18 protein-coding genes are annotated in these 17432 nt (G+C 72.3%); 3 read left to right on the plus strand and 15 right to left on the minus strand.

Translation table 11 applies throughout. The features are described 5' to 3' along the window. Positions 1-5: 5 nt before the first annotated feature. Both ACIBPC_RS09170 and ACIBPC_RS09175 read right to left on the minus strand, forming a co-directional pair. A complete protein-coding gene (locus ACIBPC_RS09170; RefSeq protein WP_398842341.1) occupies positions 6-932 on the minus strand; it encodes a VOC family protein in 927 nt (308 codons plus the stop codon). 45 nt (positions 933-977) lie between these two features. Further along, a complete protein-coding gene (locus tag ACIBPC_RS09175) occupies positions 978-1820 on the minus strand; it encodes a fumarylacetoacetate hydrolase family protein (protein WP_362964114.1) in 843 nt (280 codons plus the stop codon). Positions 1821-1999: 179 nt separating this feature from the next. Between ACIBPC_RS09175 and ACIBPC_RS09180 the strand changes: the two genes are divergently transcribed. Next, positions 2000-2779: an FCD domain-containing protein gene (locus ACIBPC_RS09180; RefSeq protein ID WP_362964112.1), complete on the plus strand. Its 780-nt coding sequence runs from the start codon at positions 2000-2002 to the stop codon at positions 2777-2779. 24 nt (positions 2780-2803) lie between these two features. Here ACIBPC_RS09180 and ACIBPC_RS09185 read toward each other — a convergent pair whose 3' ends face one another. The 5 genes from ACIBPC_RS09185 to ACIBPC_RS09205 form a co-directional block, all read right to left on the minus strand. After that, positions 2804-3670 (minus strand): class E sortase, encoded by an 867-nt coding sequence (locus ACIBPC_RS09185; RefSeq protein ID WP_398842343.1) that lies wholly within the window; start codon positions 3668-3670, stop codon positions 2804-2806. Then, positions 3654-4946, minus strand: a complete 1293-nt coding sequence (locus ACIBPC_RS09190) for a class E sortase (RefSeq protein ID WP_398842345.1) — start codon at positions 4944-4946, stop codon at positions 3654-3656. The genes ACIBPC_RS09185 and ACIBPC_RS09190 overlap by 17 nt, the downstream gene beginning before the upstream one ends. Next, positions 4943-5599, minus strand: a complete 657-nt coding sequence (locus ACIBPC_RS09195; protein ID WP_398842346.1) for an aminodeoxychorismate/anthranilate synthase component II — start codon at positions 5597-5599, stop codon at positions 4943-4945. The genes ACIBPC_RS09190 and ACIBPC_RS09195 overlap by 4 nt, the downstream gene beginning before the upstream one ends. 8 nt (positions 5600-5607) lie before the next feature. After that, positions 5608-5763: a hypothetical protein gene (locus ACIBPC_RS09200; RefSeq protein WP_362964104.1), complete on the minus strand. Its 156-nt coding sequence runs from the start codon at positions 5761-5763 to the stop codon at positions 5608-5610. 77 nt (positions 5764-5840) lie between these two features. Next, positions 5841-6587, minus strand: coding sequence for a DUF881 domain-containing protein (locus ACIBPC_RS09205; RefSeq protein WP_362964102.1), 747 nt, complete (start codon positions 6585-6587; stop codon positions 5841-5843). Between the two features lie 95 nt (positions 6588-6682). Here ACIBPC_RS09205 and crgA point away from each other — a divergent pair, with 95 nt between their 5' ends. Further along, on the plus strand, positions 6683-6943 hold the full coding sequence (crgA, locus tag ACIBPC_RS09210; protein WP_362964100.1) for a cell division protein CrgA: 261 nt from the start codon (positions 6683-6685) through the stop codon (positions 6941-6943). Positions 6944-7172: 229 nt separating this feature from the next. Here crgA and ACIBPC_RS09215 read toward each other — a convergent pair whose 3' ends face one another. Beyond that, complete coding sequence (locus tag ACIBPC_RS09215) at positions 7173-8054, minus strand: rhomboid family intramembrane serine protease (RefSeq protein ID WP_362964097.1); 882 nt, start codon at positions 8052-8054, stop codon at positions 7173-7175. A gap of 110 nt (positions 8055-8164) precedes the next feature. After that, positions 8165-8695 carry a peptidylprolyl isomerase gene (locus tag ACIBPC_RS09220; protein WP_362964095.1) on the minus strand — a complete coding sequence of 177 codons (531 nt, stop codon included), beginning with the start codon at positions 8693-8695 and terminating at the stop codon, positions 8165-8167. A 162-nt stretch (positions 8696-8857) separates the two neighbouring features. Here ACIBPC_RS09220 and ACIBPC_RS09225 point away from each other — a divergent pair, with 162 nt between their 5' ends. Beyond that, positions 8858-9328: a DUF5324 family protein gene (locus ACIBPC_RS09225; protein ID WP_362964093.1), complete on the plus strand. Its 471-nt coding sequence runs from the start codon at positions 8858-8860 to the stop codon at positions 9326-9328. 131 nt (positions 9329-9459) lie between these two features. Here ACIBPC_RS09225 and pknB read toward each other — a convergent pair whose 3' ends face one another. From pknB to ACIBPC_RS09255, 6 genes are all read right to left on the minus strand, one after another. Continuing rightward, entirely contained in the window at positions 9460-11496 is a 2037-nt protein-coding gene (gene pknB / locus ACIBPC_RS09230; RefSeq protein WP_362964090.1) for a Stk1 family PASTA domain-containing Ser/Thr kinase, read from the minus strand. Between the two features lie 255 nt (positions 11497-11751). Next, positions 11752-13218 (minus strand): peptidoglycan D,D-transpeptidase FtsI family protein, encoded by a 1467-nt coding sequence (locus tag ACIBPC_RS09235; protein WP_398842347.1) that lies wholly within the window; start codon positions 13216-13218, stop codon positions 11752-11754. After that, positions 13215-14618 carry an FtsW/RodA/SpoVE family cell cycle protein gene (locus tag ACIBPC_RS09240; RefSeq protein ID WP_398842349.1) on the minus strand — a complete coding sequence of 468 codons (1404 nt, stop codon included), beginning with the start codon at positions 14616-14618 and terminating at the stop codon, positions 13215-13217. The genes ACIBPC_RS09235 and ACIBPC_RS09240 overlap by 4 nt, the downstream gene beginning before the upstream one ends. A gap of 34 nt (positions 14619-14652) precedes the next feature. Continuing rightward, on the minus strand, positions 14653-16050 hold the full coding sequence (locus tag ACIBPC_RS09245) for a PP2C family serine/threonine-protein phosphatase (protein WP_362964084.1): 1398 nt from the start codon (positions 16048-16050) through the stop codon (positions 14653-14655). A 38-nt stretch (positions 16051-16088) separates the two neighbouring features. Continuing rightward, positions 16089-16607, minus strand: a complete 519-nt coding sequence (locus tag ACIBPC_RS09250; RefSeq protein ID WP_362964082.1) for an FHA domain-containing protein — start codon at positions 16605-16607, stop codon at positions 16089-16091. A 10-nt stretch (positions 16608-16617) separates the two neighbouring features. Continuing rightward, entirely contained in the window at positions 16618-17412 is a 795-nt protein-coding gene (locus ACIBPC_RS09255) for a DUF3662 and FHA domain-containing protein (protein WP_362964080.1), read from the minus strand. Between the last annotated feature and the right edge of the window lie 20 nt (positions 17413-17432).

The following is a 17432-nucleotide window of genomic DNA, read 5'->3' on the forward strand; positions in this document are numbered from 1 at the left end:
GGCGGTCAGCCCCGCCCGCTGTGGCTGCCGGTCATCAGGGCGGCGAGGTCCTCGGGGGCGAGGAAGGACGGCGGGGGCGGCGGGCCCCAGTTGAACAGGCCCTTCGCGCCTTCGAGGACCTCGGGCGTCCACAGCTGGTCGTCCACGATGCAGTCCATGTCGGAGTAGTACTCGCTGAAGTTGCCCGCGGGGTCCTTGAGGTACCAGAAGAAGTTCGACCCGGCGTGGTGGCGCCCCAGGCCCCAGACGTGCCGCTCGGGGTGGTCCTCCAGCATGGGGGCGGCGCCGCGGCCGACCTCGTCGATGTCGTCCACCTGCCAGGAGGTGTGGTGGAGGAACGCGACCGGCGCGGCGAGGACCAGGATGTTGTGGTGGTCGGTGGAGCAGCGCAGGAACGCGCCGTGGTCCTTGATGTAGTCGGACGCCTTGAAGCCGAGTCCGTCGCGGAAGAACGCGGTGGTCGCGTCGAAGTCGGTCGTGCCGACGACGGCGTGGCCCAGCTTGCGCGGCCGTACGCGCCCGGTGCGCAGGACGCCGGGCGCGCGGGAGCCCGTGCGGTCGGTGCGGCCGGGGCCGTTGTACGCGGTGGCGGGGACCGCCGCCTGGGCCAGGCGGGGCGCGACCTCCAGGACGGCGCGTACGGCGGTGGCGCGGTCGTACGCGGTCAGCGTCCCGGCCGCGGTGGCGCTCTCGATGCCGAGGCGCTCCAGGCGGGAGGCGGCGGCCGCCAGGTCGTCGGGGGTGTCCACGCCGACGCGGACCTCGACCAGGCGGCGGGTCGGCGCGTGGACGACGCGGAGCTGGCGTCCGGCGTCCTGGGTGGTGAACCAGCCGTCGCCGTCCGGGGCGAGGCCGAAGTCGGTGTAGTACGCCGCGGTCTCGGCGACGTTGGGGACGCCCATGGTGAGGGAGGTCAGACGGTGCAGTGCCATCGGGACTCCTTTGTCCTGCGGTGCGGTGGGGTGCGGTCGGCGGTCTCAGGCGACGAAGGTCTGGCGCAGCGTGCCGATGCCCTCGACGGCGCTCTCCAGCACGTCGCCCGCGGCGAGGAAGCGCTGCGGGTCGCGGCCGAGGCCGACGCCCGCCGGGGTGCCGGTGAAGAGCACGTCGCCCGGCAGCAGGGGCAGGACCGCCGACAGGCCCGCGATGAGGGCGGGGACGGAGTGGATGAGGTCGCGGGTGCGGCCCTTCTGGACCTCCTCGCCGTTGACCGCGCAGCGCAGTTCCAGGTCGTCGGGGTCGTCGAACTCGTCGGGCGTGACGAGCCAGGGGCCGATGGGGGCGAAGCCGGGGAAGGACTTGCCCAGGCTGAACTGGGGCGCGGGGCCCGCGAGCTGCGCCACGCGCTCGGAGATGTCCTGCCCGACGGCGAGCCCCGCGACGTGGCTCCACGCGTCGGCCTCGGCCACGCCCTCGGCGCGCCGTCCGACGACGGCGACCAGCTCGACCTCCCAGTCGGTACGGCCGCCCGCCGGGAGCTTCACCTCGGTGACGGGGCCGCTGATGCTGGTGGCGAACTTGGTGAACACCGGCGGCAGCCCCTCCGGCGCCGCGAACCCCGACTCGGCGGCGTGGTCCCGGTAGTTGAGGCCGATCGCGAGCGTCTGGCGCGGCGCCGGGGCGGGGCTGCCGAGGTCGGCCTGCTCGAACGCGGCGCCGGGCGGCAGGTCCGCGGCGGCGGCCCAGGCGCGGAACTCGTCCCACCGCTCGTAGACGGCCTGCGGGTCGGCGGAGAAGCGGCCGCCGCTGGCCCGTTCGGCGTCCACCGCCCCGCCGTCGACGAGGAGGACCAGGCGGCCTGCGAGGTTGGCGATGCGCACGATGAGCCTTTCGGAGGGAGGGCGGGCGCCCCCGGGACGGCGGCGGCGACAATGGGGGCGCTTGCCCACCCGCGTTCAATTCAGCATGATGATTAGCCTTGATAGTGCGCCGCCGTGAACCGCAGCGTCAAGAGGCCCGCGCGGACCAGCACCGAGACGTCGATTCCTGAGGAGTGGCCGTGACCGCCAGCAGAGAGCGCGCCCCCCGGCCCGGCCCGATCCGCCGCCCCCGCGACCCGGCGGGCGCGGCCGGCGGCGGGGCGCTCGGGCGCGCCGAAGGGGCGGCGGAACGGGTCGCGCGGCTGGCCGAGGGCATGGCCCCCGGCTCCCGGCTCGGCACCAAGGAGGAGCTGCGGACCCTCTGCGAGGTCTCCGTCGGCACCTTCAACGAGGCGCTGCGGCTGCTCCAGGCCCGCGGCCTCGTCACCGTCAAACCCGGCCCGGGCGGCGGGCTGTTCAGCGCCGAGCAGTCACCGATGGTCCGCCTCGGGAACTCCGTCCTCGCCCTCGACGCGCGGGCGAACGACGTGGCCGACGCCGTCCGCATCCGCGACGCGCTCGACCCGCTGCTGATCGAGGACGCCCTGTGGCACGCCTCCCCCGCCGACATCGCGGGGCTGCGCCGGCACATCACGGCGATGGAGCAGGCCGTGGCCGCCACGGACGCGGTCGCGTTCGTCCACGCCAACTGGCGGCTGCACGCCGCCATCGCCGCCATCAGCCCGAACGCCCTGCTCAGCTCGCTCTACACCCACCTGCTCGACCTGATCGAACGGCACACGCTCACCGTCCTCCCCACCGGCGAACAGCCCCTGGCCGAGTACGTCGCGCACCGGCACGAACTGCACCGCGACCTGGTCGACGCCCTGGACCGGCGGGACCGTGACGAGGCGCTGCGGATCATCCGCATGCACAACACCACCCTCCAGACCGCCGACGACTCCGCCGCGCCCCGCTGAGAGCGGCGCCTGCGCGGCGGCGGGTCAGGAGGCGTTCCGCAGCTCCTCGGGCGGGGTGCGGTCGGCGTCGACCGGTTCGGTGCGCTCCAGTTCGCCCCAGACGATGAAGCGGTGCCGGGACGTGTAGACCGGCGTGCAGGTCGTCAGCGTGATGTAGCGGCCCGCCTCGGTGGCGCCCGACTCCTCGGGGACCGGGGCGAGGACGTCCGTGTTGTACTTCGACGTCTCGGGGAGGATCGCGAAGGCGCGGTACACGTACCAGGTGTTCTGCGTCTCGAAGACGATCGGGTCGCCTTCCTCGATGTGGTCGATCGCGTGGAAGCGCGCGCCGTGGCCGTCGCGGTGGGCGGCGAGGGAGAAGTTGCCCTCCTCGTCCCAGGGCATCGCCGACTCGACCGGGTCCTCGTAGTAGCCCGCCACGCCGCCGTTGAGTATGTCGAGTCCGGTGCCCGCCTTGACGAGGATCTCGTCGCCGGTCATCGCCGGGACGTGGAGGAAGCCGATGCCGTCCTCCGGGTCGTACGTGCGGGGGGCGCCGGTGTCCTCGCCGTCCGGGGCGCCCTCGGCGGCCCAGTGTTCGCGGACGGCGTCGCTGTCCTGCCGCGCCTCCCGGTCGGCGACCACGTTCGTCCACCAGAGGGAGTAGACGACGAAGAGGGCGAGGACGGCGCCCGCGGTGATGAGCAGTTCGCCCGCGACGCCCACGGCGGCGGCGATCCGGCGGCGCGCGGCGCCGACGCGGGGCGGGGGGCTGTCCGTGCTGTCCGTTTTCTCCGTGCTGTCGGTGTCTTCTGCGTTCTCTGCGTTCTCTGCGTTCTCTGTGTCCTCTGCGTTCTCCGGGCTGTCCGCCGGGCCGGTGGCGGCCGGGGGCGGTTCACTGGACGAGGGCATCCGGCTTCCCTTCGCTGCGCGGGCGCTCTTCGGTCAGCTCGCCCCAGACGATCAGCCGGTACGTCGACGTGAACTCCGGCGTGCACGTCGTCAGCGTGACGTAACGCCCCGGGTCGGTGAAGCCGCCCTGGTCCGGCACGGCGTCGAGGACGGCGACGTTCGACGGCGAGGTCGAGTCGAGACGGCTCGCCATCTCGTAGGTGAAGTACGCGTCCTGGGTCTCGATGACGATCGGGTCGCCCGGTTCGAGCTGGTTGATGTAGCGGAACGGTTCGCCGTGGGTGTTGCGGTGCCCGGCGAGGCCGACGTTCCCCTCCTCGTCCCACGGCATCGCGGTGGGCAGGCCGTCGTCCTCGGTGTAGTGGCCGACCATGCCGTTGTCGAGCACCGACTCCTCGTCGACGCCCTGCGCGATCGCGACCCGGACGTCGAGCGTGGGGAGGTAGAGGATGGCGAAGCCCTCGCCGGGCGAGAACGCGCCGGGCGCGCGGGGGTCGGGGGCCTCCTCGGCGGGGTCCTCGGGGGCCTCCCACTGCTCCTGGAGGGAGTCCGCCTCGTGCCGCGCGTGCGCGCGGGCCTCCACGTTCGTCCACCACAGCTGGTAGACGACGAAGAGGAGGAGGACGACGCCCGTGGTGATGAACAGCTCGCCGATGACGTTGCTTATCGCCGTGCCGGTCTGGCGGGCCGCCTTGGCGGCGGCCTTGGCCGCGCGGCGGCGTGCGGCGCGGCCGCCCGTGACCGTGCCGTCGGGCGCGCCGTCCGCCGTGAGGAGTGTGGCCGGGGTGACAGGCGGCGCGGCGGCGGGGCGGGGGCCCTGCTTGCGGCGTGCGGCGTGGCGGCGTGCGGCCCTGCCGCCGGTGGCGGGCGGGACGGGGGCCGGGGGCGGCAGGAGGTCGGCGGGGCGGCGCAGGCCCACGGTCGCGTGGTCGATGCCCGCCGCGGGCGGAGGGGGGGCCTCGTCGGGCTCGGGCTCCGGCTCGGGAACGTGCGGCTGTTGCTGCGGCGGCGCCGCGGGCTCCGGCCGGGTGACGCCGAGTATCTCCGTCGGGACGTCGGCGGGAAGGCCGGGGGCCTCCTCCTCCGGCGGCCCGGCATGCCGTCCCTGCCGGGCCCGGCGCGGCGCGGGGACGTCGGCGTCGGCGTCCTGCGCGGGCGGTGCCTGTGCCGGTACGGCGGTGGCGGGCGGCTCGTCCGTGGTGTCCCGGGGCTGTGGGGGCGGCTGTTCGCCGGAGGACGCGGGGAACGGGGCGTCCTCCGGGCGGCCCTGGGTCACGCCGCCGACTCCTGCCGGGGCGCGGGGCCGACCACGGGCGCCAGGCCGTGCGAGCGCGCCACCGCGTCCCGGGCGCCGCACACCGCGAGCCAGTTGGCCAGCATGCGGTGGCCGCCCTCGGTGAGGACCGACTCGGGGTGGAACTGGACGCCCTCGACCGCGCGTTCACGGTGGCGCAGCCCCATGATCACGCCGCTCGCCGTGGTCGCGGTGACCTCCAGGACGGGCGGGACGGTGGCGACCTCGACGGCGAGGGAGTGGTAGCGCGTCACCGTCAGCGGGCTCGGCAGGCCGGCGAAGACGCCCGCGCCGGTGTGCTCCACCGGGGACGTCTTGCCGTGCAGCAGCTCGGGCGCGCGGCCGACGATGCCGCCGTACGCGACGGCCATCGCCTGCATGCCGAGGCAGACGCCGAAGACGGGGACGCCCGCCGCGTCGCAGTGCCGGATCATGTCGATGCAGACGCCCGCCTGTTCGGGCGTGCCGGGGCCGGGGGAGAGCAGGACGCCCGCGAATCCGCCCTCGGTGACGTGGCCGGGGACGACCGCGTCGTTCCGCAGCACCTCGCACTCGGCGCCGAGCTGCTGGAGGTACTGCACGAGGTTGTAGACGAAGCTGTCGTAGTTGTCCACGACGAGGATGCGGGTCTGCATGGGGGCGCTCATTCGACCGTCACGTTGTTGAAGGGGAGCAGGGGCTCGGCCCACGGGAACACGTACTCGAACAGGAGGTAGACGACCCCGAGCACCAGCACGAGGGAGATCAGCAGGCGTACCAGCGTGTTGCCCGGCAGGTGCCGCCAGATCCACCCGTACATGGCTCAGCCACCCCTTCGATCAACACAGGATGCCCCAAGCGTACGACGCGCCGGAGAGGGGCCGGGGGCGATCACCGTCATTCCGCGGGCTCCGCGAACTGGAGTCCGACGCCGCCTTCCCAGGCCGGGGCGGTGACGGAGGCGTGGTCGGTGACGTCCCAGCCGAGTCCGTACGCGGTGACGTACTGCTGGTAGGTGCCGATGGCCGGGGACGCGTCGAGGGCGTCGCGCAGGGCGGCGGTGTCGCCGACGGCGGTGACGGTGTAGGGCGGCGAGTAGAGGCGGCCCTGGAGGATCAGGGTGTTGCCGACGCAGCGGACGGCGCTGGTGGAGATGAGGCGCTGGTCCATGACCTGCACGGCCTCGGCGCCGCCCGACCACAGGGCGTTGACGACGGCCTGGAGGTCCTGCTGGTGGATCACCAGGTCGTTGGGCGACGGTTCGGGGACGCCGGGGACGAGGGCGCCCGCGTCGGCGGGGGCGTCGGTCAGGGTGACGGTGAGGCCGGGGCCGGAGACGGGGGTCAGGCCCGCGGCGGCTTCGAGGCGTTCGCGCCGGGCGGTCTCCGCCGGGTCCGGCGGGTCGCCCGCGGTGTCGCGGCCGGCGAGGGCCTCGACCTCGTCCCGCAGCGTCGCGGTGGCGGACTCCAGCGTCTCGTTGTCCCGGGCGCGCTCCCTGATGAGATCGGACATCTGGAGCAGGGAGTCGTCGGTGCGGATGTTGTTGCCGCGGGACACCTGGAAGCTGGACCAGAAGATGAGCCCGGCGAGCGCGAAGACCGCTGCCGTGCGCAGCCGCGCCGGCCGGAACCGGATGCTGTTCACCGTACCCCTGGTCTCCTTAAACAGCGGTTGACGCACTACGCTAACGGACGTGTCCCGTGCTACGCGCTGAGAAGCGCATCGACAGGAGAGCGCTCGTGCCGAAGTCCAGGATTCGCAAGAAGAAGGACGACACCTACACTCCGCCGGAGAAGCGGACGACGACCAAGCTCGACATGGGCGGTCGCCGGTGGGTCGCCCCTCTGATGCTGGCGATGTTCGTGATCGGGCTCGCCTGGATCGTGGTGTACTACGTGACCCAGGCCGACCTGCCGGTCGAGGCCCTGGGGAACTGGAACATCGTGGTCGGCTTCGGTTTCATCGCCCTGGGGTTCGTCGTCTCGACGCAGTGGAAGTGACGTTCCGGCGGTGACGCCGCCGACGGACGTCAAGTTATCCACCGAACATCACACGATCTGTGGATAACCGGTGGGCGGGGGGAACGTCCGTGCGGACATCGGAGGATGTCCGCACCCCCGTTCGCCTGCGGAAACGCGGACCGGTCGCGCCCGGGGCCGGCCCCTCCACACTGTGCACAGGAGCCGCGCGGCCTGTGGATAACCCGCCGGACGGCCTGACCCCGGCTCGCTAGCCGAGCAGGTCCGAGGTGCGGACCACGAGGGCGGCGACCAGGACGGCGGTCACCGCGAGGCAGGTGCCGACCTGTATCAGCAGCCGGTTCCTGCGCGGGGCGTGCACCATCCCGAGGGCCACGAGGCCACCGCCCACCAGGCCGCCGATGTGCGCCTGCCAGGCGATGTTGGGCAGCGTGAACGTGATCGCCATGTTGATGGCGAGCAGGATGAGGATCGGGCGGATGTCGGCGCGCATGCGGCGGGCGAGCACCGCGGTGGCGCCGAAGAGGCCGAAGATCGCGCCCGATGCGCCGAGGGACACCGCGTTCTGCTCGGCCAGCACGTACGAGAGCGTGCTCCCGGCCAGCGCGGAGATCAGGTAGAGCGCGAGGAAGCGTACGCGGCCGAGCGCCGCTTCGAGCTGCGGGCCGAGGAACCAGAGCCCCAGCATGTTGGACGCGATGTGCCACAGCTGCTGGTGCAGGAACGCCGAGGTCAGCAGGCGGTACCACTCGCCGTCCGCGACACCGACCCACTCGTAGGTCCGGAAGTCGACCGCGTGCCCCAGCATGCCGAGGTCGGTGACCATGGTGTCGCCCCGGGCGAGGACCGCGAAGAACATCGCGACGTTGAGCACGATCAGGCTCAGGGTGACCAGCTGCGTGTTCGCCGTCAGCGTGCCGCCCGCCAGGGTGCGCGGGCGCGTGGCCCGCACGGCGGCGGCGGAACCGCGTACGCACTCGGGGCACTGGTAGCCGACCGAGGCCGGGATCATGCAGGACGGGCAGATCGGACGGTCGCAGCGGGTGCAGCGCACACCCGTCTCCTGGTCCTGGTGCCGGAAGCACCGCGCCAGCGCCGGCTGCTGCGGCGGCTGGCCGTACCACTGCGCCATCGTCTCCGTCTCCCCTCGGTGACCCGTTACCACCGACCGTACAGGCACGGGGAGCGTTCCGGCCCCCTGCGGCGTTGACGCCCAGGGGGCCGGAAAGGTTCCCGCGGCGGTCAGTCCTTCTGGGTGACGACGACCGACTCGATGACGACGTCCTCGACCGGCCGGTCCGTGCCGCGGTCGGTCGCGGTGGTCGCGATGGCGTCCACGACCTGCTGCGACGCCGGGTCGGTGACCTCGCCGAAGATGGTGTGCTTCCCCGTCAGCCAGGCGGTCGGCGCGACGGTGATGAAGAACTGCGACCCGTTGGTGCCGGGACCCGCGTTGGCCATCGCCAGCAGGTACGGGCGGGTGAAGGCCAGGTCCGGGTGGATCTCGTCCTGGAACTTGTACCCGGGACCGCCGGTGCCGTTGCCCAGCGGGTCACCGCCCTGGATCATGAAGCCGCTGATCACGCGGTGGAACACGGTGCCGTCGTACAGCTTCTCGGTCAGGCGCTGCCCCGTGGCGGGGTGGGTCCACTCGCGGGAGCCCTCGGCCAGCTCGACGAAGTTCTTGACCGTCTTCGGCGCGTGGTTCGGGAAGAGCCGGACCTCGATGTCGCCGCGGTTGGTCTTCAGGGTGGCATGGAGCTGCTCGGCCACGATCTACCTTCCGTCTACGTCAGTGACGCTTACCGATCCTGCCACGGCGGCACGACACGCGGTGACCCCGGATGGCCGTTACACGTGCCGGATCGCCTTTCACCAGGAATGATTTCCGCACGAGTGGACAAACGCCACCGGTAAGCGCATGGAGGAGGAACAGTGAGTCACAACGGGAAGTCAGGAGTGCGCCACGCCACTGACATGGTGACCCCCTACGCCCTGGCGGCGAAGGACAACGCCGTCCACTACGCGCAGCAGGCGGGGGCCTATGTGGCACCGGCGGCCAGGAAGGCGGCCACTCAGGCGAAGCGGCAGTACACCTCCCAGGTGGTCCCGGCGGTGGCGCGCGCCAAGGCCGCCGCGGGGCCCGCCCGGCAGGAGGCGACCGTCCGTTCGCAGGTGGCCTTCGCGGCGCTGCGCGGCGACGTCTCGACGCGCGACATCCGCGCGGCGGTGCGCCGCAGGAAGCGGCGGGCGCGTACGGGCCGCCTGATGCGCAAGGCGGGCATGATCGGCCTGGTGGCCGGTGGCGCGTACGCCGCGTGGAAGTGGTGGAGCGGGCAGAACAGCCCGGACTGGCTGGACGAGCCCGCGGACGCCACCGAGGTGCCGGAGAACAGCGACCACTGAGCCCTCCGCACGGGCGCGGCGGCGCACGGAGGCGTGGACGATCGCGGACACAGCGTGGGGCGCGCACCGCCCGGATATCTCATCCGGACCGGTGCGCGCCCCACGTTCTGCGCGAGTGGCGGACGGCCGGGTCAGTCGCCCCCGATGCCGCCGTTGAAGAGGCCGCCGCCCCCGTCGTCGCCACCGCCGCCGCCGTTCTCGCCGCCACCCGGGTCACCCGGGTTTCCGGGGCCGCCGCCGGGCTCCTGCGTCGTCAGGGTGATGACGCTGTCCCGCGCGGCCGGCTGGTTGGCGGGCGGGTTCTGGCCGTTGACGATCGCCGTCGGGGTGTCGGGGGAACCGGGCGCGAGCGCGACCTGGAAGCCCGCCGCCTGCAGCGTCTGCCGGGCGAGGATCAGCGGCTGGTTGTTCACGTCGGGCACCTGCACCTGCTCCGGCTCCGCCGGGGGCACGGCCACGGTCAGCGTGACCTGGCCGCCCGGCTGGATCGGGTCGCCCACACCGGGGTCGACACCGATGACCTGGCCCTCGGGGTAGTCGCCCGTCTCCTGGTCGCGCCTGGCCGCCCGCAGATCGTCCTGGTCGAGGCGCGTGACCGCCGCGTCGTACTGGAGCCCCATGACGTCGGGCACGTCGATCGAGTCCGGCTCCACCGCGACCGTGAGCGTCACCGTCTCGCCGGGGGCGACCATCGTGCCGCCCTCCGGGTCCTGCTCCAGGACGGTGCCGGGCTCCTCGTCGCTGCTGTCGTCCTCCTCGCGGTCGACGTCGAGGCCCAGCTCGTCGAGCTGCTCCTCGGCCTCCTCGATCGTGCCGCCCGTCACATCGGGGACCTCGATCTCGGCCGGGCCGGAGGAGAGGATCAGGCCGACGGTCGTCCCCTCGTCGGCCCGCTGGCCTATCGGGGGGTCCGTGTCGCAGACGGCGCCCTCCTCGACGTCCTCGTCCTCGCAGACGTCCTCCGTCGTCTCCCCCGGCTCGAAGCCCGCGTCCGTCAGCGCCGCTCTGGCGTCCGACTCGGACTGGCCGCGGACGTCCGGGATCATGACGCGTTCCGGGCCGTCCCCCGCGAAGATGACACGGCCGATGAAGACCGCGCCGACCAGCACGAGGATGCCCGCGACGACCAGCAGGATCGTGGACGTGTTGCGGCGGCGCTGGCGGCGGTCGGCGGCGCGCCCGCCGTAGTCGTCGTAGTCGCCGTACCCGCCGTTGTCACCGGCCGCCGGCATCATCGACGTGGCGGGGTCGGTCGGGCGCAGGGCGGTGGTGGGCCGGTCGTCGTAGCCGTACGGCACGGCCCCGTAGCCCGCCGCCGCGCCGACCGGGCGGCCGTCGAGGTACGCCTCGATGTCGGCGCGCATCTCGTCGGCGGACTGGTAGCGGTAGTCCGGGTCCTTCACGAGGGCCTTCAGCACGATCGCGTCCGTGTCCGGCGTGATCTCCGGGTCGAACACGCTCGGCGGCTGCGGCTCCTCGCGCACGTGCTGGTACGCCACGGCCACCGGCGAGTCGCCGATGAACGGCGGCCTGACCGTCAGCAGCTCGTACAGCAGGCAGCCGGTGGAGTACAGGTCGGAGCGCGCGTCCACCGTCTCGCCCTTGGCCTGCTCGGGCGAGAGGTACTGCGCGGTGCCGATGACCGCGGCCGTCTGCGTCATGGTCATCCCGGCGTCGCCCATGGCGCGGGCGATGCCGAAGTCCATCACCTTCACCTGGCCGGTGCGGGTGAGCATGACGTTCGCGGGCTTGATGTCGCGGTGGACGATGCCGTTGCGGTGGGAGTACTCCAGCGCCTGGAGGATGCCGATGCACATCTCCATCGTGCGTTCCGGCAGGAGCTTGCGGCCCGAGTGGAGCAGTTCGCGCAGTGTCGAGCCGTCCACGTACTCCATGACGATGTAGGGGATCGAGATCCCCTCGACGTAGTCCTCGCCCGTGTCGTACACCGCGACGATCGCCGGGTGGTTCAGGGAGGCCGCCGACTGCGCCTCGCGGCGGAAGCGGGCCTGGAACGTGGGGTCACGGGCCAGGTCGACGCGGAGCGTCTTGACGGCCACGGTACGGCCGAGGCGCGTGTCGTGCGCCAGGTAGACCTCGGCCATGCCCCCGCGGCCGAGCACCTGGCCCAGCTCGTACCGCCCGCCGAGGCGACGCGGCTCTTCCATGTTTCCAGCCCTCTCCGTTCGGTCCCGGGCCGCACCACCTGGCCGGCCCGTGGGGCGAGGGGACCAAGCCCTGGTTCACGGTACCCGCCGCGGGGCGGCCCGCCGGACGGCGGTGGGTGGCCGATACGCAACCGGTATCGCCGTCCGCCGCGACCGGCCGTGACGACCGGCCGTGGCGACCGGTTCCCGTCTATGACGCCCGGGAGCCGGCATCGGTTGCCGGTTCCCGGGGTTCGTCCGGCGTCCGCCGCCGGATCAGCTGCTTTCCAGCACGGCCTGCATCACGTCGTGCGCGATCGGTGCCGCGAGGCCGCTGCCGGAGATCTGGTCGCGGCCGACGCCCGCGTCCTCCACGACGACGGCGACCGCCACGGGCGACTCGTCGTCCACCATCGCGTAGGAGATGAACCAGGCGAACGGGTTCTCCGAGTTGTTCTCGCCGCGCTGCGCCGTGCCCGTCTTGCCGCCGACCCGGACGCCGTCGATCGCCGCGGCGGGCCCGGACGGGCCGTCCTCCACGACGCTCTCCATCGCCGACTGGAGCTGCTGCGCCGTCTCCGCCGACATGGGGCGGCTCATCTCGCGCGGCTCGTGCTGCTCCACGACGTTGAGGTTCGGGGCGACGAGCTGGTCCACCATGTACGGCTCCATGAGCGAGCCGTTGTTCGCCACCGAGGCGGCGACCATGGCCATCTGGAGCGGGGTGGCCTGGTTCGAGGCCTGGCCGAAACCGGCCTGCGCGTTCTGCGGGCGGTTGTCCTCGGGGTAGACGCTCTCCCCGACGCGGATGGGGATCTGGAGGTCCTCGCCCTGGTTGTAGCCGAAGGACTCGGCGGCCTCCATCATGCCCTCGTTGCCGACCTCGTCGCTGAGCTTGGCGAAGACCGAGTTGCACGAGTCGACCAGGGCGATGCGGAGCGTGGCGTCCTCGCAGCGGCCGTTCGTCTGGTTCTGGACCATCGAGCCGTCGGTGTCCGGCAGTTCGTACGGGTCCGGGGTGTCGGTCTCCGTGTCCACGTCGTCGACGATGCCGTTCTCCAGCGCCGCGGCGGCCGTGACGATCTTGAACGTGGAGCCGGGCGGGTAGGTCGCGCGCAGGGCCCGGTTGAGCGTGGGGTCGTCCGGGTTGTTCTCCTTGAGGAGACCGTCCCACGCCTCCCCGTCGTTGCTTCCCGCGATGGTGGACGGGTCGTAGGACGGTGTGGAGGCGAGGGCGAGGATGGCCCCGGTGCGCGGGTCGATGGCCGCCACCGCGCCCCGCGCGTCGCCGAGCCCTTCGAAGGCGGCCTGCTGGGCGGCGGTGTTGAGGGTCGTCACGACATTGCCGCCGCGCTCGTCCTCGCCGGTGAGCATGTCGATCGTGTTGTTGAAGAACAGGCGGTCGTCGTCCCCGGTCAGGAAGTCGTCCTCGACGCCCTCCAGCATCGTGCTGCCGTAGACCTGGGAGGAGAAGCCGGTGACCGGCGCCCACAGCTCGCCGTCCGTGTACGTGCGCTTGTACCGGAAGTCGTCGTCGTCCGTCTCGGTGGAACCGGTGATCGGCTCGCCGTCCACGATGATGTCGCCGCGCGGGTCGGCGAAGCGCTCGATGGCCACGCGGCGGTTGTCCTTGTGGCTGGACAGGTCGTCGGCCTGGACGAACTGCACCCAGTTCGCGCGCGCGAGCAGCGTGAGGATCAGCAGGCCGCAGAAGATGGCGACCCGGCGCATCGGTTTGTTCATGCTCGGACCACCTGAGTCTCTTCCGCGTCGAGGGAGGGTGCCGGGGCCGGCGCGGGCCTGCGGGCAGTGTCGCTGATGCGCAGTAGGAGGGCGATAAGCGCCCAGTTCGCGATGACGGACGAACCGCCCTGCGCCAGGAACGGCATGGTCATACCGGTCAGCGGGATCACGCCGAGGACGCCGCCCGCCACCACGAAGGTCTGGAGCGCGAAGACGCCGGTCAGGCCGATCGCCAGCAGCTTGCCGAACGGGTCGCGGGCGGCGAGCGCCGTGCGGAAGCCCCGTTCGATCAGCAGCGCGTAGAGCAGGATGACCGCCATCAGACCGGCCAGACCCAGCTCCTCGCCGACGGTGGCGAGGATGTAGTCGCTCTTCGGGGCGATGCCGCCGATCAGCCGTGTGTAGCCCTGGCCGAGCCCCGAGCCGAGCAGACCGCCCGAGCCGAAGGAGAACACGACCTGCGCGGTCTCGGTGACGTAGCCCGGCTCGTACTCCAGCGGGTTCAGCCACTGGTCGACGCGCTGGCCGACATGGTCGTTGAAGCTCGCCACGAACACCGCGCCGCCCGCCGACAGCAGCAGACCGAAGACGATCCAGCTCGTCCGCTCGGTCGCCACGTAGAGCATGATCACGAAGACGCCGAAGAACAGCAGCGAGGTGCCCAGATCGGTCTCGAAGACCAGGATCATCAGGCTGACGCCCCAGATCACCAGGATCGGACCGAGGTCGCGGCCGCGCGGCAGGTAGAGCCCCAGCACGCGGCGGCTGGCGAGGGCCAGCGCGTCCCGCTTCACCATCAGGTAGCCGGCGAAGAAGACGGCGATCACGATCTTCGCGAACTCGGCGGGCTGCAGGGAGCCGAGGCCGGGCAGCGAGACCCAGATGCGGGCGCCGTTCACCTGGCGGCCGATGCCCGGGATCAGCGGCATGATCAGCAGGAACAGCGCGACGACCATGGAGATGTAGGTGTAGCGCTGGAGGATGCGGTGGTCCTTGAGGAACAGCAGGACCATCAGGAACAGCGCGACGCCCACGCCCGACCACATGAGCTGGTTCGGCGCCATCGGCCCGCCCAGCCCGGGTGTCGTGATCGTCGGCTCCTGGTCCAGGCGCCAGATCAGGACGAGCCCCAGCCCGTTGAGCAGCACCGCGATCGGCAGCATCAGCGGGTCCGCGTACGGCGCCCAGCGGCGCACCACCAGGTGCGTCACGCCCGCCAGCAGGCCGAGGCCGAGGCCGTAGCCCGCCATGCCCGCCGGGAGGCTGCCGTCCTTGGCCAGGCCGACGTTCGCGTACGCCAGCACGGGGACGAGCACGGCGAACACGAGCATCGCCAGCTCGGTGTTCCGGCGGCTCGGGAGGCCACCGGTGGAGACTGTGGTGTTGCTGGTGCTGCTCATGGCCTGGTCTCTGGGTCGGCTCGGGGGCGGGGCGCTATGCCGAGGTGCACTGGCGTGCCAGCTCCTGCTGTCGCTTGCTGAGGGACGGCGATGCCGGGGCGTGGTCGGTGGTGTCGTCCTGCGGGTCCGACTCCGCCGCACGCTGGTCGGCGAGCAGCCGGCAGGCCTCGGCCTGCTCGGCCAGCTCGGCGATGGTGTCCTCGGCGTCGCCGAGGCCGTTCGCCGAGATGCTGCCCTCCAGCTGGCTGCGCTGGTAGGGCGGCAGGAACTCCAGCTCGATCTCCGGGTGGTCCTGCTTCACGCTGTTGAGGCTGAGGGGGCCGATGCCCTGGCTCAGGCCCTGGTAGAGCGCGACGTGGTCGCCGTTCGTGCCGACGTAGTACTGCGTCTGCGTCCAGCGGTACCCGGCGTACGCGCCGCCCGCGACGACCGCGAGGATCAGCACGATCAGCGCGGTCCGCTTGAGGGCGCGGCGGCCCCCCGGGCGCTGGGAGACGTACTCGTCGTCGGTGAACGCGCCGAAGACGCCGGTGGCCGGGTCCTGCCCGGGTGGGGGCGGTGCCTGGGGCGGGCGGGCCAGTTCGGCGGCCCGGGACGCGGGGGTCTGCTGCGTCGTCTGCGCGCGCTGGGCCTGCTGCGCCTCGGCGACGGCGCCGACGATCTGCGGGGCGTCGTGCAGCTGGCGGGCCAGGGTGTCGCCGACCTGGGTGTCGGTGTCGAGGACGTCCGCGACGATGCACGTGACGTTGTCGGGGCCACCGCCGCGCAGCGCCAGCTCGATCAGCTCGCGGATGGTGTCCTCAGGGGTGTGGAACGCGTCGAGGGTGTCCCGCATGGTCTCCGCGCTCACGACGCCGGACAGGCCGTCGGAGCAGAGCAGGTAGCGGTCCCCGGCGCGCACCTCGCGGATCGACAGGTCGGCCTCGATGTGGTCGGCGCTGCCCAGCGCGCGCATCAGCAGCGAGCGCTGCGGGTGCGTCGTCGCCTCCTCCTCGGTGATGCGGCCCTCGTCGACGAGGCGCTGCACCCAGGTGTGGTCCTGCGTGATCTGCGTCAGCTCGCCGCCGCGCAGGAGGTACGCGCGGGAGTCGCCGACGTGCACGAGGCCGAGGCGCTGGCCGGTCCACAGGAGGGCGGTCAGCGTGGTGCCCATGCCGTCGAGGCGCGGGTCGTCGGCGACCATCGAGCGCAGCTGGTTGTTGGCGCGCTGCACGGAGGCGTCGAGCGAGGTGAGGATGTCCGAGCCCGGGATGTCGTCGTCGAGCTGCACGAGGGTGGAGATGACCTCGCTGCTGGCGACCTCGCCGGCCGCCTGGCCCCCCATGCCGTCCGCGATGGCGAGCAGGCGCGGGCCCGCGTACCCCGAGTCCTCGTTGTGCTCGCGGATCATCCCGGTGTGGGAGCCGGCCGCGAATCTCAGTGACAGGCTCATGCGCGCCTCTCCCACCCTCCGGTCGTCATGGGTCGGACCTACTTCCGCAGCTCGATGACCGTCTTGCCGATGCGGATCGGCGCGCCGGGCGGGATGGGGACCGGGGTGGTCAGCCGCCCGCGGTCCAGGTAGGTGCCGTTGGTCGAGCCGAGGTCCTCGACGATCCACTGGCCGTCACGGTCGGGGTAGATCCTCGCGTGACGCCCGGAGGCGTAGTCGTCGTCCAGCACGATGGTCGAGTCGTGTGCCCGGCCGAGCGTAATCGTCTGCCCCTGGAGTGCGACAGTGGTTCCGGCCAGGGAACCTTCGGTGATCACGAGTTTCGTGGGGGCGCCGCGGCGGGACTTGCCCCGGCCGCGGTCCTGGGCCGGGGGCCGTCCGCGTTCCGCCCGGCGCTGCGGCGCCGCCTGCTGCGGCTCCGCGCGGCGGGCGACGGGCCGCTGGGTGACCCGGGTGCCGAACAGGTCGCTGCGGATGACCTGCACGGCGACGATCACGAACAGCCACAGGACGGCCAGGAAGCCCAGCCTCATGACCGTCAGGGTCAGCTCTGACATTGCCCCCCGCTTACCCTTCGGCTTGCCGGTAGATGACTGTGGTGCTGCCCACGACGATGCGCGAGCCGTCGCGGAGCGTAGCGCGTTTGGTGTGCTGGCCGTCCACCACGATCCCGTTCGTGGACCCGAGGTCCCGTACGGAGGGCGGGTCGGTGGCCTGGATCTCGCAGTGGCGGCGTGAGACGCCGGGGTCGTCGATGCGCACGTCCGCCTCGGTGCTGCGGCCGATGACGAGGGTCGGGCGCGCGATCTGGTGGCGCGTCCCGTTGATCTCGATCCAGCGGCGGACGCGTCCCCGGGCGGGCGGCTGCCCGTACGGCGGGGAGGCGGGGGGCGCGGACGGGGGGCGCGGCGGGTAGCCGGCGGGCTCGGGGGGCGGCGTGTACGCCGCTGGGCGGGGGGCGGCGCCGCTGTCGTAGCCGGGGCCCGAGGAGGCGGCCAGCGTGCGGCTGCGGATGCGGTAGAGGCCGGTGTCGAGGGACTCGGCCTTCTCCAGGTGCACCCTGATGTCGCCCATGAACGTGTACCGCTGCTGGGCCGCGTAGTCGCGGACCATGCCGGCGAGTTCCTCGCCGAGGCGCCCGGCGAAGGGCGCGAGGCGCTGGTAGTCGCCGCCGCTCAGCTCGACGATGAAGTCGTTGGGGACCACGGTCCGTTCGCGGTTCCAGATGGTCGCGTTGTTGTCGCACTCGCGCTGCAGGGCGCCGGCGATCTCCACCGGCTGCACCTCGGACTTGAAGACCTTCGCGAAGGTGCCGTTGACGAGGCCTTCAAGACGCTGCTCGAAGCGCTTCAGTACTCCCATGTGTGCACCTCCTCCTCCGA

This window comes from Streptomyces sp. NPDC049879 (assembly GCF_044461265.1).
Lineage (GTDB): Bacteria > Actinomycetota > Actinomycetes > Streptomycetales > Streptomycetaceae > Streptomyces.